Source organism: Rhodothermales bacterium (assembly GCA_041391505.1).
GTDB lineage: Bacteria > Bacteroidota > Rhodothermia > Rhodothermales > JAHQVL01 > JAWKNW01.
This window is the reverse complement of record JAWKNW010000049.1, coordinates 1-18,662: the sequence shown is the minus strand read 5'-3', so window position 1 is coordinate 18,662 and position 18,662 is coordinate 1. Positions and strand designations below refer to the sequence as shown.

General features: G+C 62.9%; 19 protein-coding genes. 7 read left to right on the top strand and 12 right to left on the bottom strand.

Annotated features, from left to right (window positions below):
• Nucleotides 1–419 precede the first annotated feature (419 nt).
• Nucleotides 420–1,220, top strand: a complete 801-nt coding sequence (locus R2834_24185; protein ID MEZ4703451.1) for a GNAT family N-acetyltransferase — start codon at nucleotides 420–422, stop codon at nucleotides 1,218–1,220.
• 55 nt (nucleotides 1,221–1,275) lie between these two features.
• Nucleotides 1,276–2,409, top strand: a complete 1,134-nt coding sequence (gene menC, locus R2834_24180; GenBank protein MEZ4703450.1) for an o-succinylbenzoate synthase — start codon at nucleotides 1,276–1,278, stop codon at nucleotides 2,407–2,409.
• Between the two features lie 7 nt (nucleotides 2,410–2,416).
• Here menC and R2834_24175 read toward each other — a convergent pair whose 3' ends face one another.
• From R2834_24175 to ytxJ, 4 genes are all read right to left on the bottom strand, one after another.
• Nucleotides 2,417–2,548 carry a hypothetical protein gene (locus R2834_24175; protein MEZ4703449.1) on the bottom strand — a complete coding sequence of 44 codons (132 nt, stop codon included), beginning with the start codon at nucleotides 2,546–2,548 and terminating at the stop codon, nucleotides 2,417–2,419.
• 225 nt (nucleotides 2,549–2,773) lie between these two features.
• Nucleotides 2,774–3,799, bottom strand: coding sequence for a metal-dependent hydrolase (locus R2834_24170; protein ID MEZ4703448.1), 1,026 nt, complete (start codon nucleotides 3,797–3,799; stop codon nucleotides 2,774–2,776).
• The gene (locus R2834_24165; protein MEZ4703447.1) at nucleotides 3,799–4,347 is read right to left on the bottom strand and encodes a TlpA disulfide reductase family protein; all 549 of its coding nucleotides are present in this window, start codon (nucleotides 4,345–4,347) and stop codon (nucleotides 3,799–3,801) included. Before R2834_24165 ends, R2834_24170 begins: the two co-directional genes overlap by 1 nt.
• Nucleotides 4,344–4,754, bottom strand: coding sequence for a bacillithiol system redox-active protein YtxJ (gene ytxJ / locus R2834_24160; protein ID MEZ4703446.1), 411 nt, complete (start codon nucleotides 4,752–4,754; stop codon nucleotides 4,344–4,346). Before ytxJ ends, R2834_24165 begins: the two co-directional genes overlap by 4 nt.
• Before the next feature lie 378 nt (nucleotides 4,755–5,132).
• On the opposite strand from ytxJ, the gene hemC reads away from it, so the two are divergent.
• Both hemC and R2834_24150 read left to right on the top strand, forming a co-directional pair.
• Nucleotides 5,133–7,442, top strand: coding sequence for a hydroxymethylbilane synthase (hemC, locus tag R2834_24155; GenBank protein ID MEZ4703445.1), 2,310 nt, complete (start codon nucleotides 5,133–5,135; stop codon nucleotides 7,440–7,442).
• Nucleotides 7,443–7,445: 3 nt separating this feature from the next.
• The gene (locus tag R2834_24150; GenBank protein ID MEZ4703444.1) at nucleotides 7,446–8,180 is read left to right on the top strand and encodes a uroporphyrinogen-III synthase; all 735 of its coding nucleotides are present in this window, start codon (nucleotides 7,446–7,448) and stop codon (nucleotides 8,178–8,180) included.
• Between the two features lie 212 nt (nucleotides 8,181–8,392).
• On the opposite strand, the gene R2834_24145 is transcribed toward R2834_24150, so the two are convergent.
• Complete coding sequence (locus tag R2834_24145) at nucleotides 8,393–9,481, bottom strand: Gfo/Idh/MocA family oxidoreductase (protein ID MEZ4703443.1); 1,089 nt, start codon at nucleotides 9,479–9,481, stop codon at nucleotides 8,393–8,395.
• A 696-nt stretch (nucleotides 9,482–10,177) separates the two neighbouring features.
• Between R2834_24145 and R2834_24140 the strand changes: the two genes are divergently transcribed.
• Entirely contained in the window at nucleotides 10,178–10,453 is a 276-nt protein-coding gene (locus R2834_24140; protein ID MEZ4703442.1) for a hypothetical protein, read from the top strand.
• 184 nt (nucleotides 10,454–10,637) lie between these two features.
• Nucleotides 10,638–11,369, top strand: a complete 732-nt coding sequence (locus R2834_24135) for a DUF6090 family protein (protein ID MEZ4703441.1) — start codon at nucleotides 10,638–10,640, stop codon at nucleotides 11,367–11,369.
• A gap of 327 nt (nucleotides 11,370–11,696) precedes the next feature.
• On the opposite strand, the gene R2834_24130 is transcribed toward R2834_24135, so the two are convergent.
• From R2834_24130 to thiE, 7 genes are all read right to left on the bottom strand, one after another.
• Nucleotides 11,697–11,843: a hypothetical protein gene (locus tag R2834_24130; protein MEZ4703440.1), complete on the bottom strand. Its 147-nt coding sequence runs from the start codon at nucleotides 11,841–11,843 to the stop codon at nucleotides 11,697–11,699.
• Nucleotides 11,844–11,917: 74 nt separating this feature from the next.
• Nucleotides 11,918–12,367, bottom strand: coding sequence for a type II toxin-antitoxin system VapC family toxin (locus R2834_24125; GenBank protein ID MEZ4703439.1), 450 nt, complete (start codon nucleotides 12,365–12,367; stop codon nucleotides 11,918–11,920).
• Nucleotides 12,367–12,627, bottom strand: a complete 261-nt coding sequence (locus R2834_24120) for a hypothetical protein (protein MEZ4703438.1) — start codon at nucleotides 12,625–12,627, stop codon at nucleotides 12,367–12,369. The genes R2834_24125 and R2834_24120 overlap by 1 nt, the downstream gene beginning before the upstream one ends.
• Nucleotides 12,628–12,745: 118 nt before the next feature.
• On the bottom strand, nucleotides 12,746–15,622 hold the full coding sequence (gene uvrA / locus R2834_24115) for an excinuclease ABC subunit UvrA (protein ID MEZ4703437.1): 2,877 nt from the start codon (nucleotides 15,620–15,622) through the stop codon (nucleotides 12,746–12,748).
• On the bottom strand, nucleotides 15,609–16,565 hold the full coding sequence (locus tag R2834_24110; GenBank protein MEZ4703436.1) for a hypothetical protein: 957 nt from the start codon (nucleotides 16,563–16,565) through the stop codon (nucleotides 15,609–15,611). The genes uvrA and R2834_24110 overlap by 14 nt, the downstream gene beginning before the upstream one ends.
• Nucleotides 16,566–16,821: 256 nt before the next feature.
• Nucleotides 16,822–17,739: a TIM barrel protein gene (locus R2834_24105; protein MEZ4703435.1), complete on the bottom strand. Its 918-nt coding sequence runs from the start codon at nucleotides 17,737–17,739 to the stop codon at nucleotides 16,822–16,824.
• A gap of 99 nt (nucleotides 17,740–17,838) precedes the next feature.
• Complete coding sequence (thiE, locus tag R2834_24100; protein MEZ4703434.1) at nucleotides 17,839–18,483, bottom strand: thiamine phosphate synthase; 645 nt, start codon at nucleotides 18,481–18,483, stop codon at nucleotides 17,839–17,841.
• On the opposite strand from thiE, the gene R2834_24095 reads away from it, so the two are divergent.
• Nucleotides 18,482–18,662 (top strand): hypothetical protein (locus R2834_24095; protein ID MEZ4703433.1); only part of this gene is annotated, 181 nt, incomplete at its 3' end. The two genes, thiE and R2834_24095, sit on opposite strands and share 2 nt — an antisense overlap.

The following is an 18,662-nucleotide window of genomic DNA, read 5'->3' as shown; positions in this document are numbered from 1 at the left end:
CCCTTGGCTATGAGGACAAACAGCTTGCTATCAAGGCTACCTATGCTACCGTTTATCTACGCTCGTTCAGGTAGATAAAAGAACAGCCCGACCCTGTAAGGTCGGGCTGTCCTTGTTTTACAGGGGCCCATCGGGAATTGCGCGCATCAGATCAGTTAAGGTGGTTCGGCGAACCACCGATACCCCGTGTAACCGTTCAGGTTAAGCCCGAAGCACGATGTACAGAGTAATGGGTCCCTCTGTAAGTTGCGCTTCGGGTTTTTTTATGGTTTCGCGGCTCGAATGAACGAGATATCCACAGTTGCCCCGGTTGTCAATCTTGAGGGCTGCGCCTATTTTCGGGGCTGTTTCGAGCGTTCGGATGCCCTGCGCCCATGGCGCACGCTCCGGGCAGGTTGGATTCATTATCCCGTTCCATCTTGAGCCATCCTTCACTGACTATCCGGCATTTGCAGACGTACGACGAGATCGTGGCTTGTCGCGACGTGCAGCAGGAAACCTGGGGGGAAGCCTTTGTCGATCTGGTGCCGCCGTCCTTGCTGGTGGTCACCCAGAAGATCGGGGGCATCCTCGCCGGCGCCTTCACCGAGTCCAACGAACTGGTGGCCTTTGTGTATGGCGTACAGGGCCGGCGGAACGGCCACGCCATCCACTGGTCGCACATGATGGCGGTCCGGCCGGCGTACCGGGGCTCCGGCATCGGGCGGGACCTGAAGCTGTTCCAGCGCGACTTCGTCCTGAACCAGGGGATTCGCCGTATCCACTGGACGTACGACCCGCTCGAGGCGCTCAACGCCAACCTGAACCTCAACCGCCTGGGCGCATTTCCCGAAGAATACGTGCGCGACCTGTACGGAGACGGCTCGAGCAGTATCCTGCACAGCACGATCGGGACGGACCGCTACGTGGTGACGTGGCATCTCCTGGAGGAGGATCGGCTCGCGCACCGAGCGCAGTTCGAGGACGCCGGCGTCCTGTCCGACCTGCCGATCGTGAACGGGGCGGAGGTGCTGGAGGATAGCCATGCCGTCCGCGTCGAGATCCCGGTCAACGTGCAGCAGGTCAAGAAGCAGTCCGCCGATCAGGCGCGGGCGTGGCGGCAGTCGACGCGCAAGGCGCTGGAGCTGTATCTGGGCGCCGGCTTCGGGGTAGTGGGTTATTACCAGGACCCGGATACGAAACGCTGTTTTTATATTCTGGCGCGGCGCCGCGCGGCCTGAAGGCCTCGTATCCTGCCCCTCTTCTTCGCATTCCAACCCAATCCGATTCATGTCGATGTCCACGTCCATTTCCCCATTCCATCTCAAACGCATCACGCTTCGCGAAATCCATCTCCCCCTGGTCGAACCCTTCGCGATCTCGTCCGGGACGGAGACTGTGCGGCGCATCACCCTGGTGGAGATGGAGGATGGTGACGGCGTGACAGCCTGGGGCGAATGCGTCGCGGCGGCGCTGCCGAACTACAACTCCGAGAGCGTGGATACGGCATGGATGGCGATGTCGCAGTGGCTGGCGCCGCTCTTGCTCGGGAAGACGGTGCAGCCCCTGGAGGTGTACGACCTGTTCCATAAGGCGATGCGTGGGCACGAGATGGCCAAGGCCGGCCTGGAGATGACGCTCTGGGGCCTGGCGGCCACGCGGCAGGGCGTCGCGCTGGCGAGGCTGCTGGGCGGCACACGCGCGGAGGTCGGCACGGGCATCTCGATCGGCATCCAGGCCACGCCGGAGAAGCTGGTCAAGAAGGTCGGCGAGTGCATGGCGCAGGGCTATCGGAAGATCAAGATGAAGATCAAGCCGGGCTTCGACATCCCGTATGTCCGCGCCGTCCGCGATGCCTACGGCGACAGCGCCCCGCTGATGGTCGATGCGAACAACGCCTATACGCTGGAAGATGTGGAGGTGCTGAAGCAGCTCGACGCGTTCGGACTCATCATGATCGAGCAGCCGCTGGAATGGGACGATCTGGTCCGGCACGCCGCCCTGCAGCCGCAGCTCCAGACGCCCATCTGCCTCGACGAGTCGATCACGAAGCTCGAACGGGCGCAGGACATGGTGACGCTCGGCAGCGGGCGGATCATCAACATCAAACCCGGACGCGTGGCCGGTTATACCTCGTCGCTGCGGATCCACGATTACACGCAGCGGCAGGGCATCCCGGTCTGGTGCGGCGGGATGCTGGAGAGCGGTATCGGCCGCGCCTACAACGTGGCACTCGCCTCGCTGCCCAACTTCACCCTGCCCGGCGATATTTCGCCGAGCCGGCGGTACTGGGAGCGCGACATCGTGTCTCCGGAATGGGAAATGGATCAGGCCGGCATGATCGCCGTCCCGATGGACACGCCCGGCATCGGCGTGGAGGTCGATGTCGATCGCATCGACAACCTGACCGTGCGCGAGCTGACGATCTGAGTCCGGATCAGACGAAGAGGCCGGTGGGGCAGAAGTCCGTGGAGGGCGCGTCGCGACGCAGCCGGCCCAGGGAGCGCCATCCGACCATCGCCAGGCTGGCGATGGCGCAGGCGCCCAGCGTGATAACCGTCGATTTCATGGGGTTTGGCATTAAAAGCCCTGAACGCTGGGGCGTTTCCGGTAGTGTGGGCCGGAAGGCAGAAAGCCCGGCTCTTGCGAGCCGGGCTCTCCACATCACCCCAAGGAGGACTACATCACCCTCACCCATTAAGGTGTGAGATGTAGGCTGAGTACAGTTTCGGTGTATCCCGCAGAAACTTTAGGGACCGGACCAAAAAAGATGAGCGAAGGGCGCGAGACACTGTCAGCGATCGCCCAGGATGCGGCGCACGTAGCGATGCCATAGCTCCGCCGTCACCTTTGGCGACACGCCCGTGGCATGGAAGGTGGTCACCGCCGTGGCGTCGGGGTTGAGGACGAGGTCGAAGGAGAAGAGGTAGTCGCCACCCTGATCGAGCCAGAGGTCCGATCGGGGAAAACGGACATCCCGGAAGGCGAGTTGCCCGCCGGCCAGGCTGTCGACCGTGAAGTAACCGCGCGAAAACCATAAAAGCCGTTGCACGGGCGTGTCGCCGAGGTAGGGCGCTATCAGGCCGGTACGTTTGGGGAGGGCTTCGAAGCGGATGGGGCCGGCGTCGTCGAGGAGCGAATAGGTGCCGACGAGCAGAGTGTCGGCCCGTTCGGCGATGCCCGTCCACAGCAGGTTGTTGAACAGCGAGGGATTGGTCGTGAGCCGCTCGAAGCCGCCGTACTGCTGGTCCAGGGCCTCGGAGAACCGGGATGTTACGTGGGCTTTGTTGACGACCGTCAGCGCGAGGTACGCCGTGCTGAGGAGCAGGCCGGCCCGGTTGAGCCACTGCCGGCGCGGGTCGCGCCGCTTGAGGAAGAGCGCGCCGACGACGCCGACGAGCAACGGCACCGTGTAGAGCGGGTCGATGATCGAAATCGTGTTGAACGCGACCGGATAGTTGCTGAAAGGCTGAAAAAGCTGGGTGCCGTAGTGCGTGAAGCTGTCGAGCAGCGCATGGGTGAGGAGCGCGAGGAACGACATCCAGGCCCACGCGAGCCAGGACGTTCGTTTGCCGCCGTAGACGCTGACGAGCAGCCGGCCGAGCAGCAGCGAGAATCCAACCGCAAAAAAGATCGAATGAGAGAGCCCGCGATGGACGGCCAGCTCCTGCACCTCGTCGATGAACGGGTACAGCATGATGTCCAGATCGGGCACGGTCCCGATGATCGCGCCCCAGAGGATGGCCTTGTTGCCCTCGCGTTTGCCCAGGGTCGCCTCACCGATCGCCGCGCCCAGGGCGAGTTGGGTAAGCGAATCCATCAGTCGGCCGCGATCAGCTCGGTGATGAGGGGTTCGAGGCTGGCGTCCGGCATCCCGATCGTGCGGTGGCGCACGACGAACTGGCGGTCGATGATATAGGTCGTGGGCAGCGCGAAGACCCCGCCGAACGCTTCGCCGGCCGGTCCCTTGTCCAGCACGATGGGGTAATCCATGCCGTTGTCCGCCACAAACGCCCGCACCTCGTCGACTTCCTCGTCGTAGAGGATCGAGGCGACGCCGATGACGGCGAAGGCTTCGTCGCCCAGCTTGTCCTGCAGCGCGATGAGGTCGGGGATTTCCTCCCGGCAGGGGGCGCACCAGGTGGCCCAGAAGTTGACGAGCAGCACCTTGCCTTTGAGCGAGGCGAGCTGGAGGGGGGCGCCGTCGAGCCCGACCAGCGTCAGGTCGGGCGCTTCGCGGTCGACGGGGCTCTGGATGGCGTTCATCGCGATCTCCGCCGGCTCCGCGGGAGGCGTTGCGGCCGGTTTGCCGCAGCCGGAGAGGACGAGCAGCAGGGCAACGACGAAAAGGGGTATAGGGCGTGTCATGCGATTCTCGACTCCTGCGCGGCGGCGCGCACCCGGTCCGGCGTGATGCTGCCGTGGGATGTGTGAAAAACGACGCGGCCGGCGTGCAGAACCAGCACCTGAGGGCTCTCGTGCCGCACGCCGAGCGACGTGGCGATCGCATTCGACAGGGGCCGGGCGTGCTGCACGACCAGTTCGTAGACGGGCGGGTCGCCCGGCGAACCCATTTCCAGCATGCGACGCCGCGCGCCGGCGCTGATGCCGCAAGTCAGGCTGTGCTTGAATACCACGACCGGTTCACGCTCCGATCGCGCGATCACGTCGTTCCAGGCCGCATCGGAGTCGAGCGGCAAAAAACCGATCCGGGCGTCAGCCGACATCTCGGGATACGAATTATCGCCCATCAGGCGTTTGAAGAATCTGTTCATAGGCTATCTCGTAACGAACGGCATTGCGTCACGTTGGTTCTTTTATCCGTTACCCGTCGCCGGGTTTTTATCCGGGGCGCATTTTTGCTGCAACACCGATCCCGCGCCCTCTTGCGCCGCGCACATCCGATGCCGGATATACGGGTGCGGAATCTCCGATCACGGGCACGTTTTTTTGAAGGAATCCTGCATCGTGCATCCCGCAACCCGATATCGCCTTGCAGAGGGGCGGAAGGCGACCGGGCGCGAGGGGTGCCGGCAGGATGTGCCGCTCGATGAGAAGAAATACAGGGATGCGTCTTCGGCGCGAAGCTTGCCATCCGATCGTCAACTGATTGTACCATTCAAATCCCTCACGCGGCGTTGGAATCTCCCATCATGCAGTTCGTAGCCTTCGGTCTTAATCACACGACCGCTGCGCTGGATCTTCGCGAACGATTCAACCGGTCCGAGGCAGACGTGCGCTCGCTCTACAGGTCGCTCCCGCTGTCCCGGCATGCCGAACTCGTCCTGTTGAGCACCTGCAACCGGACCGAGTGTTATCTCTATGGTAACGACGCCGACATCGATCGCGTCCGGGTCGCGCTGGCGCGGGAAGCCGGCTGCCCGTGGCCCGAAAACGGATCGTTCGAGAAACGCGATGAGGAGGCGGTGCGGCACGTGCTCGAGGTGACCTCCGGCATGCAGTCGATGGTCATCGGAGACGGCCAGATCCTCAACCAGATCAAGGACGCCTACCGGTGGGCGGTCGACGAATCCCGTGTCGGGGCCATCCTGCACCGCCTCATGCACACAGCATTTCGGACCGCGAAGCGGATCGTAACCGAGACCGACATCGCCGGCGGCCATGCGTCCGTCCCGGGCATGGCGGCCCTGTTGGCCACCGAATTCGTCCGCTCGCGCGGGCTCAACCGGTCGGAGGCGCTGGTGATAGGCGCGGGGCACATGGGGGCGCTTGCCGTGCAGGTCCTGCGGGCGACCTTGCCGGGGCGCGTACGGGTGACGAACCGGTCGCCCGAGCGGGCCGACGCGCTGGCGCAAACGACGGGTATCGATGCGATCGCCTGGGAAGACCGGTATCGCGCCGCTGCCGAAGCCGACATCGTGATGGTGACCACCGGCGCTCCGGCGCTCGTGCTCGATGCCGGCGCGTGGGCAGAATCGCCGGCGCGCAGGGAACAGCTGGTGCTCGACATCGCCTCCCCGCGCAACGCGGACCCCGCCATCGGCGCCCTCGCCGGCTGTACGCTCGTCGACCTCGACGGCTTGAACGAGCGCATCGCCGGCGTGCAGGCCGGCCGCTCGCGTGAACTGCCGGCCGCCCGCCGCATCAGCGAGGACATGCTGGCCGACTTCGTGGCCTGGTTTTTTCATCATCAGGCGCTCCAGCCGGCCATCCACACCATTCTGGAGACGTTCGAAACGATTCGCCGGCAGGAGATCGATCGCCATGCGCACCGCCTGTCGGCCGTCGACCGTGAGGAGCTGGACCGGCTGACGTGGTCGATCATGCAGAAGGTCCTCGCCGTGCCGGTCGTTCGGCTCAAGACGGTGGGTCTGTCGGAGATCGACTACACCCACGGCATCAAACTGCTGCGCACCCTGTTCTCCCGTGAGGGCTGCGACGAGGCGGAAACCCAGACGGGAGCATCGCATGCCATGGATATGCAGGAAATTCCCGCCTCGCTGATCACGGGGGCCGGATGCCCGTTCGACGAGCGGCCGGCGTCGGTCGCCGCCTCGGCGACTCCCGGGGTGGAGCGCGGCCGGGTGTTGCGCCTCGGCACGCGCGGCAGCGCGCTCGCGCTCTGGCAGGCCCATCGTGTGAAGACGCTGCTCGAAGCGGCCGGCCACACGGTCCTGATCGAAGAGATCACCACGCAGGGCGACCGTGTCCAGGACGTGCCCCTGTGGCAGGTGGAGGGCAAGTCGTTTTTTACGCGCGAGCTCGATAACGCCATGCTGGAGGGCCGGATCGACCTGGCCGTCCACTCCCTCAAGGATCTCCCGACCGTGCTGCCCGAAGGCCTGATGCTGGCGTCGGTTTCGGAGCGCGAGAACCCGTTCGACGCGTTCGTCGCGCATCCGTCGTTCGCCGGCGGCATCGAGGAGCTGCCCCGGGGCGCCCGCGTCGCGACGTCCTCGCTGCGCCGTACGGCCCTGCTCAAGGCGTGGCGGCCCGACCTCGAGATCGTTTCGGTGCGCGGCAACGTCGATACCCGGCTGCGCAAGCTCGACGAGAGTGACTGGCACGGGATGGTGCTGGCGGCGGCTGGACTCAACCGGCTCGGCTTCCAGGCGCGTATCCGGTCGGTGCTGGACGATGCCTGGATGCTGCCGGCCGTGGGACAGGGCGCCCTCGGCATCGTATGCGCCAGGGGGAGCGGGCTGCACTACGTGCTGGCCAACGCCCTGCACGACCGGGAGACCGAGCTGGCGGTGCGCGCCGAGCGCGCGTTCCTGCGCCGGCTGGAAGGCGGCTGCCATGTCCCGGTCGGCGCCTGGGCCCGCCGCGACGCGGCCCACGGGTTCATTCTGGACGGCTGCGTGGCGGCGCTCGACGGCGCGATCGTCTATCGCCAGCGCATCGCCGTGGACACCGCCGATCCGGAGCACGCCGGCGTGACGCTCGCCGAGCGGCTCATCGCGGCAGGCGCCGGCGCGCTGCTGCACGACATTCGCTCATAGCCGATGGAAAGCCGGCCCCTCGTGTATCTGCTGCGCACACCCGACGAAGGGAGCGACGTGCGGGATCGGTTCGAGAACGCGCTCGACGGCGAAGGATTTCGCGCCGTGTCGATACCGGTGATCGCCTACGAAAACGCCGGCGAGGAGGCCCTGAGGCAGGCGCTCCTGCGGCCGGAGGGGTATGGCGGATTGGTGCTGACCAGCCCGCGCGCGGCGCAGCGGCTGGTCGAGACGCTGGCCCGCTATCGCATCGATCCGATGCCGTGGATTGCGCGGCCGGCCTTTGCGGTCGGCCCTGCCACGGCCCGCCTGCTGGCTGCGGCCGGTTTTGCGCCGGTCGGCGAGGAAAGCGGGGAGGCCAGCCGGCTCGCCCGGCAGGTGGTGCGGCGCGAGACGGCGCATCCCTGGCTCTTCCTCTGCGGCAACCGACGTCGCGACGCACTGCCCGGACAGCTAGTCGCGGCCGGCGTGCCTTTCGAGGAATGTCTGGTCTATCGCACGGTCGATCTCGAGCCGGACTGGCGCGCGTATGCGGTGCCTACCTGGATGGCCTTCTTCAGCCCCTCCGGCGTGCTGCATGCCGCGCCGGCGCTGCCGGACACCTGGCGCGCGGTGCGCGCCGCCGCCATCGGCCCCACGACCGCCGAGGCGCTCAAGACGGCAGGCTGGATGCCCGAGGCGATCGCCGCCGCCCCGACGCCGGCCGCCCTGGCTACCGCGATTAAGGCTGCGGGTTGAGGATCGGGGCGTACGCGCGATGCGCCGGCTGCGTTGGCTATCGCGTCACGTTCGCCGAACCCCTTTCATGTGCTCCGGAAGTGCAGCGCTGTTGGCTTTTTGGCATCCCTTGCTGTTCGTCATCCCAAGGTCAAGCTGGGGACAGGCTCCCAACTCGATTGGGGATGACGCAATCGGGGCGTCCCGAGCATAGATCGCTGTGCATTCCCCGGTCACGGCCTGAGCATCACCCGTTGCCCCGTGCGCGCCGACTCCCGGGCGGCGTCGAGGATTTCGGTCACGAGGAGGTTGTTTTCGAGGGAGGAGAGGTCGTGCGGCGCCAGCTTCAACTCGCCGCGTACGACGGCCGTGAGCAGCGCAATGAAGTCCTTGCGGTCGGGCGCGAGGTCGGGGAGCGGCAGCTCGGTGGCCGGCTGCTTTTCGATTTGGGCGATGGCGAGGTTGCCGTTGGGCGTGATCACCTGGCCGATGTGTCCGTACACCTCCATGTCCTTTCGGTTGACGGGCAGCGACCAGTTCCAGGATGCCTGGATGATACCGACGGCGTTCTCGTACTCGACCACGATGTTGGCTTCGTCGTCGACGCGCGCGTAGGTCGGATTGTTTTTTTTGTACTGCTGGAGCAGGGCGTAGACGGACTTCGGCCGTTCGCCCTTGAGCAGCCACGTGAGCAGGTTGGCGCCGTAGCACCCGAAGTCCGTCAGCGCGCCGCCGCCGTTCAGCACCGGATCGACGAGCCATTCGAGGAATTCGGGGTCGACGCCCATTTCTTCCGGCCCCCGATGCCCGTCGTGGATGACCACCTTCTGGATGGCCCCGATCGAGCCGGCGTCCACCAGCTTCTCGATGGCCGCGTGGCTTTTGTACCAGGTGGTTTCGTAGTTGACGAGCAGCTCGATGCCGCCGGCCTTTGCCGCCGCCGCCATCGCCCGGGCGTGCTCCATGTTTACCGCCAGCGGTTTCTCCATCATCACGTCGATGCCGTATTTCGCGCACAGCTCCACCACCATCTTGTGGTCGAACGTATTGGTGAAGACGGTGACGGCTTCGGGTTTTGTCTCAACGAGCATGCGTTCCAGATCGTCGTAAAACAGCGCGCGGTCGATGCCGTAGCGGCCGGCGTATTTGGTATGCAGCGCCTCGCTCGGGTCATAGAGCCCGACAATGTTGAGGTCGTCGCGGTCCTTGAAGCTGTTCAGGAATCCGCCCACATGGCCGTGGACGAGGCCGACGATGGCGAGGCGGAGCGGCTCAGCGGGTTGTGAGAGCGTCAGGGCGGCGAGGAGGAGGGTCCAGAGCATGGGGATGGAGAAAAGGTGAGCGGGGCGTCATCGTCGAAACATACATGCCAAACAGCATCGAAGAAAGACGGAGGCGAGCCGGCGAGTGGATTTCGGATGGGGACGTTTTGTACGTGATGTTCGACAAGAGACGCCCCGAGGCTCATCCTACGCACCGTGGCGGATCCAGCAGTTGGCGGAAGAACGGGCATGAGGGTGCAGGCATCAATCCACACCCGTTCCGTCACACGATCGCGCGGCAGCTCGCATAAGACGTTGGTGGGTTATAAGAGCCCGCGCACGACACCAATCTATGGCCAGCCCAGCCGGGTGAACGTGAAGCGAGCGTTCGATAATACGATGCGAAAAGATGCGCTTGTGAAGCGGCGGTGACGTCAGAAGCCTCGTCATAACCCGAGAACAGGTCGTTCGAACGTCGCCCGCTGACGGGCCGCTATGGGTTTGTGATGGCAAAGAGATTTCGCAAAAGCGCGGAAGTAGCGAAAAAACCGCCGTTATTGTTGCGCAGGTAAGAGAGGGGAGCGTTCTTATAGGAGGGTTTCTTCGCATTCGCGGCCAGTTTCTGCTGTTTAAGGATTTGCTGACCTGCCGAGGATTTCGGGAATTTCGCATGTGCGGCCTGAATGTGCGTGGCTATTTCTGATGGGTGGGTTTGTGAAAGTCATCTGAATCGATTTAATGTAAAGGAGTGTAGACATGCAGCAGGCGATTATCATTCGGGTCATTCCAGAGGACTTCGATAGCTGGAGGAAAGAACATGATGATGCACGAGATGCTCGTCTAGCCTATGGGATAACTGATGGGCCGTTCTATCGGGATGAGCGCGATACCCATGTGGCACTTGTCCACTTGAATGTGGAGAACCTCGATAGGGCCATGGAATGGTTCAAGTCTGATGCATTCAGAGAGGGTGTAAAGCGGGCTGGCGGCGTGCAGCGTGAGATTTGGATAGGAAAGAAACTGGAAAAGTGAACGCGCTTTTGGCTCAGCAAGCAAGGTGTGCAAAGGCTGAATAACGCAGCGCGTGTATAGTGCGAGTCGCGAAATTGTCAATGATGTGAATAAGTAACCGAGTTCACTTTTGATACCGGAGCTGCCCTCATTGGTCTTCGTGACACATTTTTGTTAAACCTCAGCCGAAGTATACTTTAAGTATATGGATAGAAAAATAACATGGTTAAAGGTTGATTGGCGCTACGCACTACGTGAGCTTGTTCTTATTGTAGCCGGAATTCTGATCGCTATTGCTCTAAACTCATGGTGGAATAGTAAAGTCGATTATGAGCAGGAAACGCAATATCTGAGTGGTATTGAAACCGACATCGAGAACTCAATTGCGGAGTTGAATGCTACGATCAATTTCCATGAGCAACAAGTGAAAGATCTGCGCAAGCTTTTTGGGATTGTTCACGCTGAGCCGAGTCAGGCCAGAAAAGATTCACTGCTAGAACTGAGCCATGCACTCATATTTAACTCCACGTTCGAACCTGAGTTAGCAACGTATGACGAGATGTTGGCATCCGGAAATTTGAACCTGCTCGAAAGTGAGCGAATCCGAAATGCTCTCACTCTTTACCAATATCAGTTGCAGAACAACAATGATTTCAACAATTACCTTGAGCAACAATCTTCACTGACGATAGAACCCTTTTTCATGGAAAACCTTGCATATCACCCGTTGAAAGGACTCGATGAGCCATATCGACCTCCTGATATAGACCTGACCGCATTGTATACTGATTTGCATTTTCATAATCTGATATTGTTACGGCTCGATACGGAAGCCAATGTACTTGAGATACGCAAACGTCTGCTTGAGACGATGCATGATGTTCAACGGTATATCAAAGAAGAACTAGTGCAACGTGGTGTATCGGATGGAGAGTGACATCAATATTCATTGGTAGCGTAGATTGCGGGTTCTTCCATTGATGGAAAGCCTCTTGGGTACAGTGGGGCGAAGGACGAAGTCTCGCTTCTTTGCCTCGGAGGAGTATGGATTTGTTCTGAAAAATATGGTCATCTAAGCAACACGCCACGAAACACTTCAACCTTGATCTCCGGTACGACCACGTTACAGGTCAGTTTTTATATGGAGTTCGATAGGAGAAGCGAACGGCGAAATCTCTGGGGAGGGGACTTCGCGTTCCATCAGCAAGTACGAAATTCCATTACTGAGTCAAAACGGGACTGGTCCTCATTCTTGCCACGGCCACTACCCTGTGCCCATACCCAGCACCAATCTCAACAACCGCCCCGTCTGGCTCGCCTCGACGCTGGCCACCTCCTCCGGCTGGTCCGTCGCCAGCACCTGCCCGCTCTCCGGACCCAGGTCGATGATCCAGTCCGCCGTTTTGATCACCTCCAGGTTGTGCTCGATGACGACTACGCTGTGGCCGGCCAGGAATCAGGTCCGATCACGGAAGTCGCTCGAAACTACTGGACGCGAACCTCTTTCGGGTGCACGATCGTGCATCCGGCAACCAACGGAAAATCCTCCACATCGAACGTAAGCAAGCGCATTATGTGATGGGCACGCATGACGGCAAGAAGCCTGAGATCGAAAATTCTCCGTCCGGTGCGTCCATGCTGATCAATGAGCTGCATCCAGAGGGGGAAGATTTCTGCGTTCTCATTGAGAAGGGGATACCGGGAGAGCCAGTTGTCGCGTTCGCGCCGGCCCTTTTCGGCACTCCAGCCAAACCCATTGGAAGCTACTGGCCTTGTGGCGACAGAATAATACTCACCGATGACCTGCGGCGTGATACAACAGACGTGATCCTGAGTTATCAACGTCTCGATAGCCAGACGAGCCTGGGTACTTTGCTCGGCGAGGGCGTCGTCGACGCGAAGCAAGATGTTGGTGTCGAGCAGATAGGTCGCCATCAGTCGTAGATATTCTCCCTACGCCATGCCTCTTCGGGTAAGCCGACTCCTTCGGTTTTGGTCGCCATCCAGGCTCGAAAATCAGCCAGTCGTTCGTCTCGGGTAAGGTTGCACCACGCCGGACCCCATTCATCCGCCGGCGCGTTTTGTGCCGATTCAACGAGTTCCATGACACCGGCAGCAATGTGTTGTTGCTGTTCTTCAGGCATGTCCTCCAGGGAAAGGAGTGCGTCGATCGCTTCTCTGAGACGTTGTGTCATGACCTTAGACCATTTTTTCTGGCTGCCGAACTTGTACGCTTGTTCAGTGCACCGAGTTGCCGCAGTGCCGATGCGGTATGTGCGTAAGTCCAGGACCCGCTTGTGCATGTGCAGGTCGCTACCTCAGCAACGGTTTCAAAAACCGCCCGGTCTGGCTCGCCTCGACGCCGGCCACGTCCTCCGGCCGGCCCGTCGCCAGTACCTGCCCGCCCTTATGCCCTCCTTCCGGACCCATGTCGATGATCCAGTCCGCTGTCTTGATCACCTCCAGGTTGTGCTCGATGACGACTACGCTGTGGCCGGCGTCGACGAGCCGATTCAGCGAATCCAGCAATCGGTCGATATCGGCGAAGTGCAGCCCGGTCGTGGGTTCGTCGAGGATGTAGAGGAGGTGCTGGCCGCGCTTCATCTTGCTGAGTTCGCCGGCGAGCTTGACGCGTTGCGCCTCGCCGCCGGAGAGGATGGGGGCGGGATGGCCGATCTTCAGGTAGCCCAACCCGAGGTCGTTTAACACCTCGAGCTTCCGCGCGATGGCCTTCTGGCCGGCGAAGAAGGCGACACCGTCCTCGATGGACATATCGAGCACGTCCGCGATGCTTTTGCCGTTCCACAGGATTTCCAGCGTGTGGGCGTCGTAGCGGGCGCCCTTGCACGTGGGGCACTGTACCTCCACGTCGGGCATGAAGGAGAGCTTCGTTGTGATCGACCCCTCGCCGGCGCATTGTTCGCAGCGACCGCCTTTCACGTTGAAGCTGAATCGGGAGGCCGTATAGCCACGCTTCTTTGCCTTGTCGACCGTGGCGAAGAGCTTGCGGATGTGGTCGTAGATGCCGATGTAGGTGGCCGGATTGCTGCGGGATGAGCGCCCGATGGGGCTCTGGTCGATGTGGATCACCCCCGAAATAGCCTCGTGCCCCTCGATGCGGTCGTGATCGCCCGGCAGCACGCGGCTGTCCTGCAGTTCGGCGATGAGGCGTTTGTAGAGCGTCTCGTGCAGGAACGAACTCTTGCCCGACCCCGACGCCCCGGTGAGGCAGGTGAAGACGCCGAGCGGCACGGCGAGGTCCACGTTCTGGAGGTTGTTGTGCCGGCATCCGAACACCGCTACCCAGCGTTTCGGCGTCCGCCGCTTTTTCGGGAGGGCGATCGAGCGCCGGCCGGTGAGGTACGCGCCCGTCAGCGACGCCTCGTTTGCCATCAGGGCGTCGGGCGTGCCGGTCGCGACGACCTGCCCGCCGTGCACGCCCGGACCGGGGCCGATCTCGATGCAATAATCCGCCGCGCGGATGGTGTCTTCGTCGTGCTCGACGACCAGCACGGTATTCCCGATGTCGACGAGCTTGCGGATTGTCGCGATCATCCGCGCATTGTCTTTCGGGTGGAGCCCGATGCTCGGCTCGTCGAGCACGTACAGCATCCCCATGAGCCCGCTGCCGATCTGGGTCGACAGCCGGATGCGCTGCGACTCGCCGCCGGAGAGCGTGCCGGCGCGCCGGTCCAGGCTCAGGTAGTCGAGCCCGATTTCGGTGAGCAACGCGAGCCGGCCGGTGACTTCCCGCAGTAGCACGGACGCTACTTCCTGTTTATCCGGCGGGGCGTCTACTTCCTGGAGGAATGTGAGCAACTCGCCGAAGTGCATCCGGCAGATCGCCGGCAGGCTTTTTCCGTTTACGGCGACCAGCTCGCGGGTCCGCTTCAACCGACCGCCCTTGCAATCCGGGCAGTCGTACTCCACCATGATCTTGTCTAGGAAGTCCTCGGTCCAGGTATTGGCCTCTCCCTGCTTGCGGTACCAGTGGTAGTGGCGCTCGATGTCGTTGATGAACCCGTGGAAGGCCATTTCGCGGCCGGCGTAGTGCTGACCCACCTTGGCTTCCGGGGGGACCTCGATGACGAGCGGCGCTTCGGCCCGCCCGTAGTACAGCAGCTGGACGATAGCTTCGGGCAGTTCGCCGAACGGGGTATCCAGCGAAAAATCGTGCCGGCGAGAGAGCGTATAGAGGATGCGGCCGGTCCAGTTTCCCGGGTTGTACTCGCGGCTCACGATGGCGCCGTCGCGCAGCGAGCGCGTGGGGTCGGGCACCAGGAGCTGTTTGTGGACGCGCTTCCCCGTCCCGAGTCCGCCGCACGTGGGGCAGGCGCCGGCAGGGTCGTTGAAGGTGAACTCGCCGTGGTGCAGATCCAGGCTCACGATGCGGTGGGCGTCGCACCCGAAATCCGCCTCGAACCGCTGCCTGTGGGCCGCTTCCACGGATCCGACGATGTGGAAAGACAGCAGCCCATCCCCCAACTCGCGTGCGTCGTTCAGCGAAGCGACAATCTCCCGCTCGATGCCGGGCTCGACGACAAAGGTATCGGCCACGGCCTCGATGCGGTGATCGCCTTCGTCGTCCAACCGAAACGCGGATCCCAGATCCACGAGGTCGCCGTCCACGCGGGCCCTGCGGTAGCCGTGCCGGCGGATCTGATCGAGGAGCCAGTTCCAGTCCTCGCCCCACACCTTCCAGACCGGCACACGGACTTCCACCTCCGTTCCCGCCGGCAGCGCCAGGATGTGTTCGGCCATGCGGTGTGGCGTCATCGCCGGGATGGCAGCCTCGCACCACGGGCAATGCGCCTGCCCCAGGCTGGCGTACAGCATCCGGAGGTAATCCTGGATGTCGGTCATCGTGCCCACCGTGCTGCGCGGATTTCGGCCTACCGTTTTCTGGTCGATGGAGACGACCGGCGAAAGCCCGTTGACGAAATCGACGTCCGGCTTCTTGAGCTGCGACACGAAGCGTTTGGCGTAGCTGCTCATCGACGCGAGTAGCCGGCGCTGCCCCTCGGCATACACCGTCTCGAACGCGAGCGACGACTTGCCGGAGCCGCTCACGCCGGTGACCACCACGAGCTTATCGCGCGGGATGTCGACGGAAACGTTTTGCAGGTTGTTCTCGCGCGCGCCGCGCACCTCGATGGCGACGCGGGGCGCGGCCGGTTCAGATGGCGGCATCGATGAAGTAGGCGGGTTCTTCGAGGTGGACGCGGCTCTTGCTGGTGAGGAGCAGGTCCGCCGCCAGTTTTTCGAGTCGACCGCTTTCCGCGAGCCACTCGCACGCGCCCTCCAGATGCCAGGGATAGAGCTGGGAATACGCGAAATGGTCGGCCAGTTCGGAAAGCGGCACGGCCCGCCGTTGCCGGCGGAGGTACGTCAGCACGGGGGCCAGATTGGCCTCCGCATGATCGGCCATCCAGGCCGTGCCGGCCCGCAGGGCGGTTTCCACCCCTTCTCGGGACGGTCCGTTCGTCAACAACGCCGTGTAAACTTCGGCGAAGAGCGCCGGCGCGAGGTCCAGCGCGCGGTAGATCGCCTGCGTCTCACAGATTTCGCCGTGCTGCACCACGTGGACGGCCGCCAGCGCATGCGCCGTCTCGATCGCGCTCTGCCACGCGAGGTTGACGTCCTGTTTGATATCCAGCAGCCGGCGCGTGTGGCGCAGCCCGTGCGCCACCCAGCCGGTCGCGATCAGGACTTCATTGACCTGATCCCGCTCCGCCACGCTGTTCGCGTCCTCGAACCAGCGCGTCAGGCTCTCGTCGGCGCTGTAGAGCAGCGTGCGGCGGGCGAAAAAGTTATACGAGAACGCCGTCCGGGCCGACCCTTCGACCATCTTCTTGAAGCGGGAACGCGGGATCATCTCGGCCCACAGGTTCACGTCCTGCTCGACGAGCGTGCGCCAGATTCGGTGCTCTTCGCCGTCGCTGCGCCGGCGATACGTCACGCCGTCGGCCTCCACGATCCACAACCCGATCCCGTCCTTGCGCCATACCGTATCCGCGTTGAGCGAACCGACCTGCACGACCGCCAGAATCCAGCGGTCCTCTTTTAACCGTTCGATAAACGCGGCCAGCGCTTCCTGGTACTGGCGCAGTTTGCTTGGCGTGTCCTTTTCCATGATGGCGTTGATGGCTCGAGGAAGAATTCAAGGCATAAAGATACAATAGGGGTGTGACACCGCCATGGCATCGGCGAATTCGCACCTGCGGGCGCGGGGTCGGCACCGGTCGATTCGTCGTGCTGGGGATCCTGCCCACATACCTTGCGCCGCAGCGGCGAGGGCCTGCGCGGCCGAGACGTGTCGCCATAAAAAAAGAGGATGCGCGCGCGATGCGGCATCCTCTTAGAGCGTCGGGGCCGGGGTTGCGATCTGGCTACGCTCGTCCGAGCATCCCGCGGAGGATGTCGAGGTTCGCCTTCAGCGCCTCGAGGGGCGGGAAGGCTTCCTGTTCGTATTCGATGATGTAGAACTCCGTGCCGGCGACCGTCTGGTAGAGCGGGATGATCGTGCTCCAATCGAGCTCGTCCGCGCCGAGGAAGGCGTCCGGGTGAGCGTTGGAGAAGGGCTTGACGTGGGTGGTGACCGTCCGGCCGGCGTTGCGTTTCAGCAGCTCGATCACATCGACGCCCTCGACGTGCGAGGCGTTGCCGGTGTCGAGCTGAAGGATGACGTCGGGCTCGGTGTTGTCGGCGAAGATGTTCCACATGTACTCGCCGTCGAACCGGTCGAAGATCTCGGCGTGGTTGTGGAATCCGGTGCGCATGCCGTGCGGGCGGAGGCTTTCGGCGATCTTGTTGTAGCGTTCGCAGGTCCGGAGGAGTGCGTCTTTCGTTTCGTACGACTCCTTCTTCATCGAGCGAACGATGAGGTTGCGGTTGCCGAGTGTGTTGTTGAAGTCGACCGTCTTCTGCAGCTCGTCGCCTTCCAGCGTCTCGATGTAGATGTGCGTGCCGCAGGCCTGGAGGCCGTTGTCGTCGAGCAGCTTGCGCCACTGGGCGGCGTCGAGGCCGTGGTAGTCGGCGAACTCGACGGCTTCGTAGCCCATGCCGGCCAGCGCCTCGATGGTCGCCGGCACGTTTTCGTCCAGCAGCTTGCGCACGCAGTAGAGCTGGGTGCCGATCGGCATGACGCGCGTTTCGCCGAATACCTTCGCGGAGGCCGCGGCGCTCGGCGGGTTGGCGGCCTCACCCTGGCAGCCTATCATCCCCGGCAGGGCCACTGCGGCGAGCGCGCCGCCGGAGTAGGTTAGAAAACGGCGACGCGAAAGTTCTTGCTGAAAGCGGTCGGACATGGCGGATTCCTCGTGCGAGGCACTCGTGAACGGGTTGGGGGCGCTCCAATATGCGAACGCGGAGCCCACAGGCGCAACGCCGTTCTTCAGTTGCGCCGCTCAGGCGTGCACCGTATCCGCGATCCACCGATCAATCGCCGCCCGGAAACCGCGCGTGGAGGCCTCGGGATCGGGCGCGTTGGTGACGGCCGTCATCACGGCCACCCCGTGGGCTCCGGCCTCGAGCACGTCGCGCACGCGGTCGACCGTGATGCCGGCGATGGCGATGACCGGAATCCGAACCCGGGCGCAGACGTCGGCCAGCCCGTCCAGACCCCGCAGGCTCGCGGGGTTGTCCTTCGACTGCGTGGGGAAGACCGGGCCGAAGCCGATGTAGCTGGCGCCGGCCTCCTCCGCCTCCAGCGCCTGCCGCGTCGTGTTCGCCGTGGCCCCGATGATCGCGGCGTCGCCGAGGATGCGGCGTACGAGGCCCACCGGCAGGTCGGTCTGGCCCACATGCACGCCGGCAGCTTCCGTGGCCAGAAACAGCTCGATATGGTCGTCGATGAGCAGCGGGACGCCGGCCTCGCGGCAGACCTCGGCCGTGCGCGACGCGCTGTAGAGCTTATGGCGGATCCCACCGGTCTTTTGCCGGAACTGGATGGTATCCGCCCCGCCGGCGATGGCCCGCCGCGCAAGCTCCTCGTGCGGGAATCGCTGCTGGAAGAAAAAATCGGTCAGGATGTGGAGGCGTCCGACGGTCATGGAAATCGTTGCTATAATCGGCCGCAAGCGTGATATTGCGGGCAAAAGGAATGAGGATCAAGGAATAAGGATCAAGGATTTGGGATCAAGGATCAAGGAGTTCGGGATCAAGGAGTTCGGATACTTACGATCCCCAACGATCAGGATCCAGTATCTCGCGACGATTATCCCGCATCTTG

Excerpts from the sequence above, each read along its gene's own strand:
- R2834_24140 (MEZ4703442.1), top strand. The coding sequence starts at position 10,178 with ATGCAGCAGGCGATTATCATTCGGGTCATTCCAGAGGACTTCGATAGC.
- ytxJ (MEZ4703446.1), bottom strand. The coding sequence starts at position 4,754 with ATGAACAGATTCTTCAAACGCCTGATGGGCGATAATTCGTATCCCGAG.
- R2834_24150 (MEZ4703444.1), top strand. The coding sequence starts at position 7,446 with ATGGAAAGCCGGCCCCTCGTGTATCTGCTGCGCACACCCGACGAAGGG.
- R2834_24110 (MEZ4703436.1), bottom strand. The coding sequence starts at position 16,565 with ATGGAAAAGGACACGCCAAGCAAACTGCGCCAGTACCAGGAAGCGCTG.
- R2834_24125 (MEZ4703439.1), bottom strand. The coding sequence starts at position 12,367 with ATGGCGACCTATCTGCTCGACACCAACATCTTGCTTCGCGTCGACGAC.
- R2834_24170 (MEZ4703448.1), bottom strand. The coding sequence starts at position 3,799 with ATGGATTCGCTTACCCAACTCGCCCTGGGCGCGGCGATCGGTGAGGCG.
- menC (MEZ4703450.1), top strand. The coding sequence starts at position 1,276 with ATGTCCACGTCCATTTCCCCATTCCATCTCAAACGCATCACGCTTCGC.
- uvrA (MEZ4703437.1), bottom strand. The coding sequence starts at position 15,622 with ATGCCGCCATCTGAACCGGCCGCGCCCCGCGTCGCCATCGAGGTGCGC.
- hemC (MEZ4703445.1), top strand. The coding sequence starts at position 5,133 with ATGCAGTTCGTAGCCTTCGGTCTTAATCACACGACCGCTGCGCTGGAT.
- thiE (MEZ4703434.1), bottom strand. The coding sequence starts at position 18,483 with ATGACCGTCGGACGCCTCCACATCCTGACCGATTTTTTCTTCCAGCAG.
- R2834_24165 (MEZ4703447.1), bottom strand. The coding sequence starts at position 4,347 with ATGACACGCCCTATACCCCTTTTCGTCGTTGCCCTGCTGCTCGTCCTC.
- R2834_24135 (MEZ4703441.1), top strand. The coding sequence starts at position 10,638 with ATGGATAGAAAAATAACATGGTTAAAGGTTGATTGGCGCTACGCACTA.
- R2834_24120 (MEZ4703438.1), bottom strand. The coding sequence starts at position 12,627 with ATGACACAACGTCTCAGAGAAGCGATCGACGCACTCCTTTCCCTGGAG.
- R2834_24145 (MEZ4703443.1), bottom strand. The coding sequence starts at position 9,481 with ATGCTCTGGACCCTCCTCCTCGCCGCCCTGACGCTCTCACAACCCGCT.
- R2834_24175 (MEZ4703449.1), bottom strand. The coding sequence starts at position 2,548 with ATGAAATCGACGGTTATCACGCTGGGCGCCTGCGCCATCGCCAGCCTG.
- R2834_24105 (MEZ4703435.1), bottom strand. The coding sequence starts at position 17,739 with ATGTCCGACCGCTTTCAGCAAGAACTTTCGCGTCGCCGTTTTCTAACC.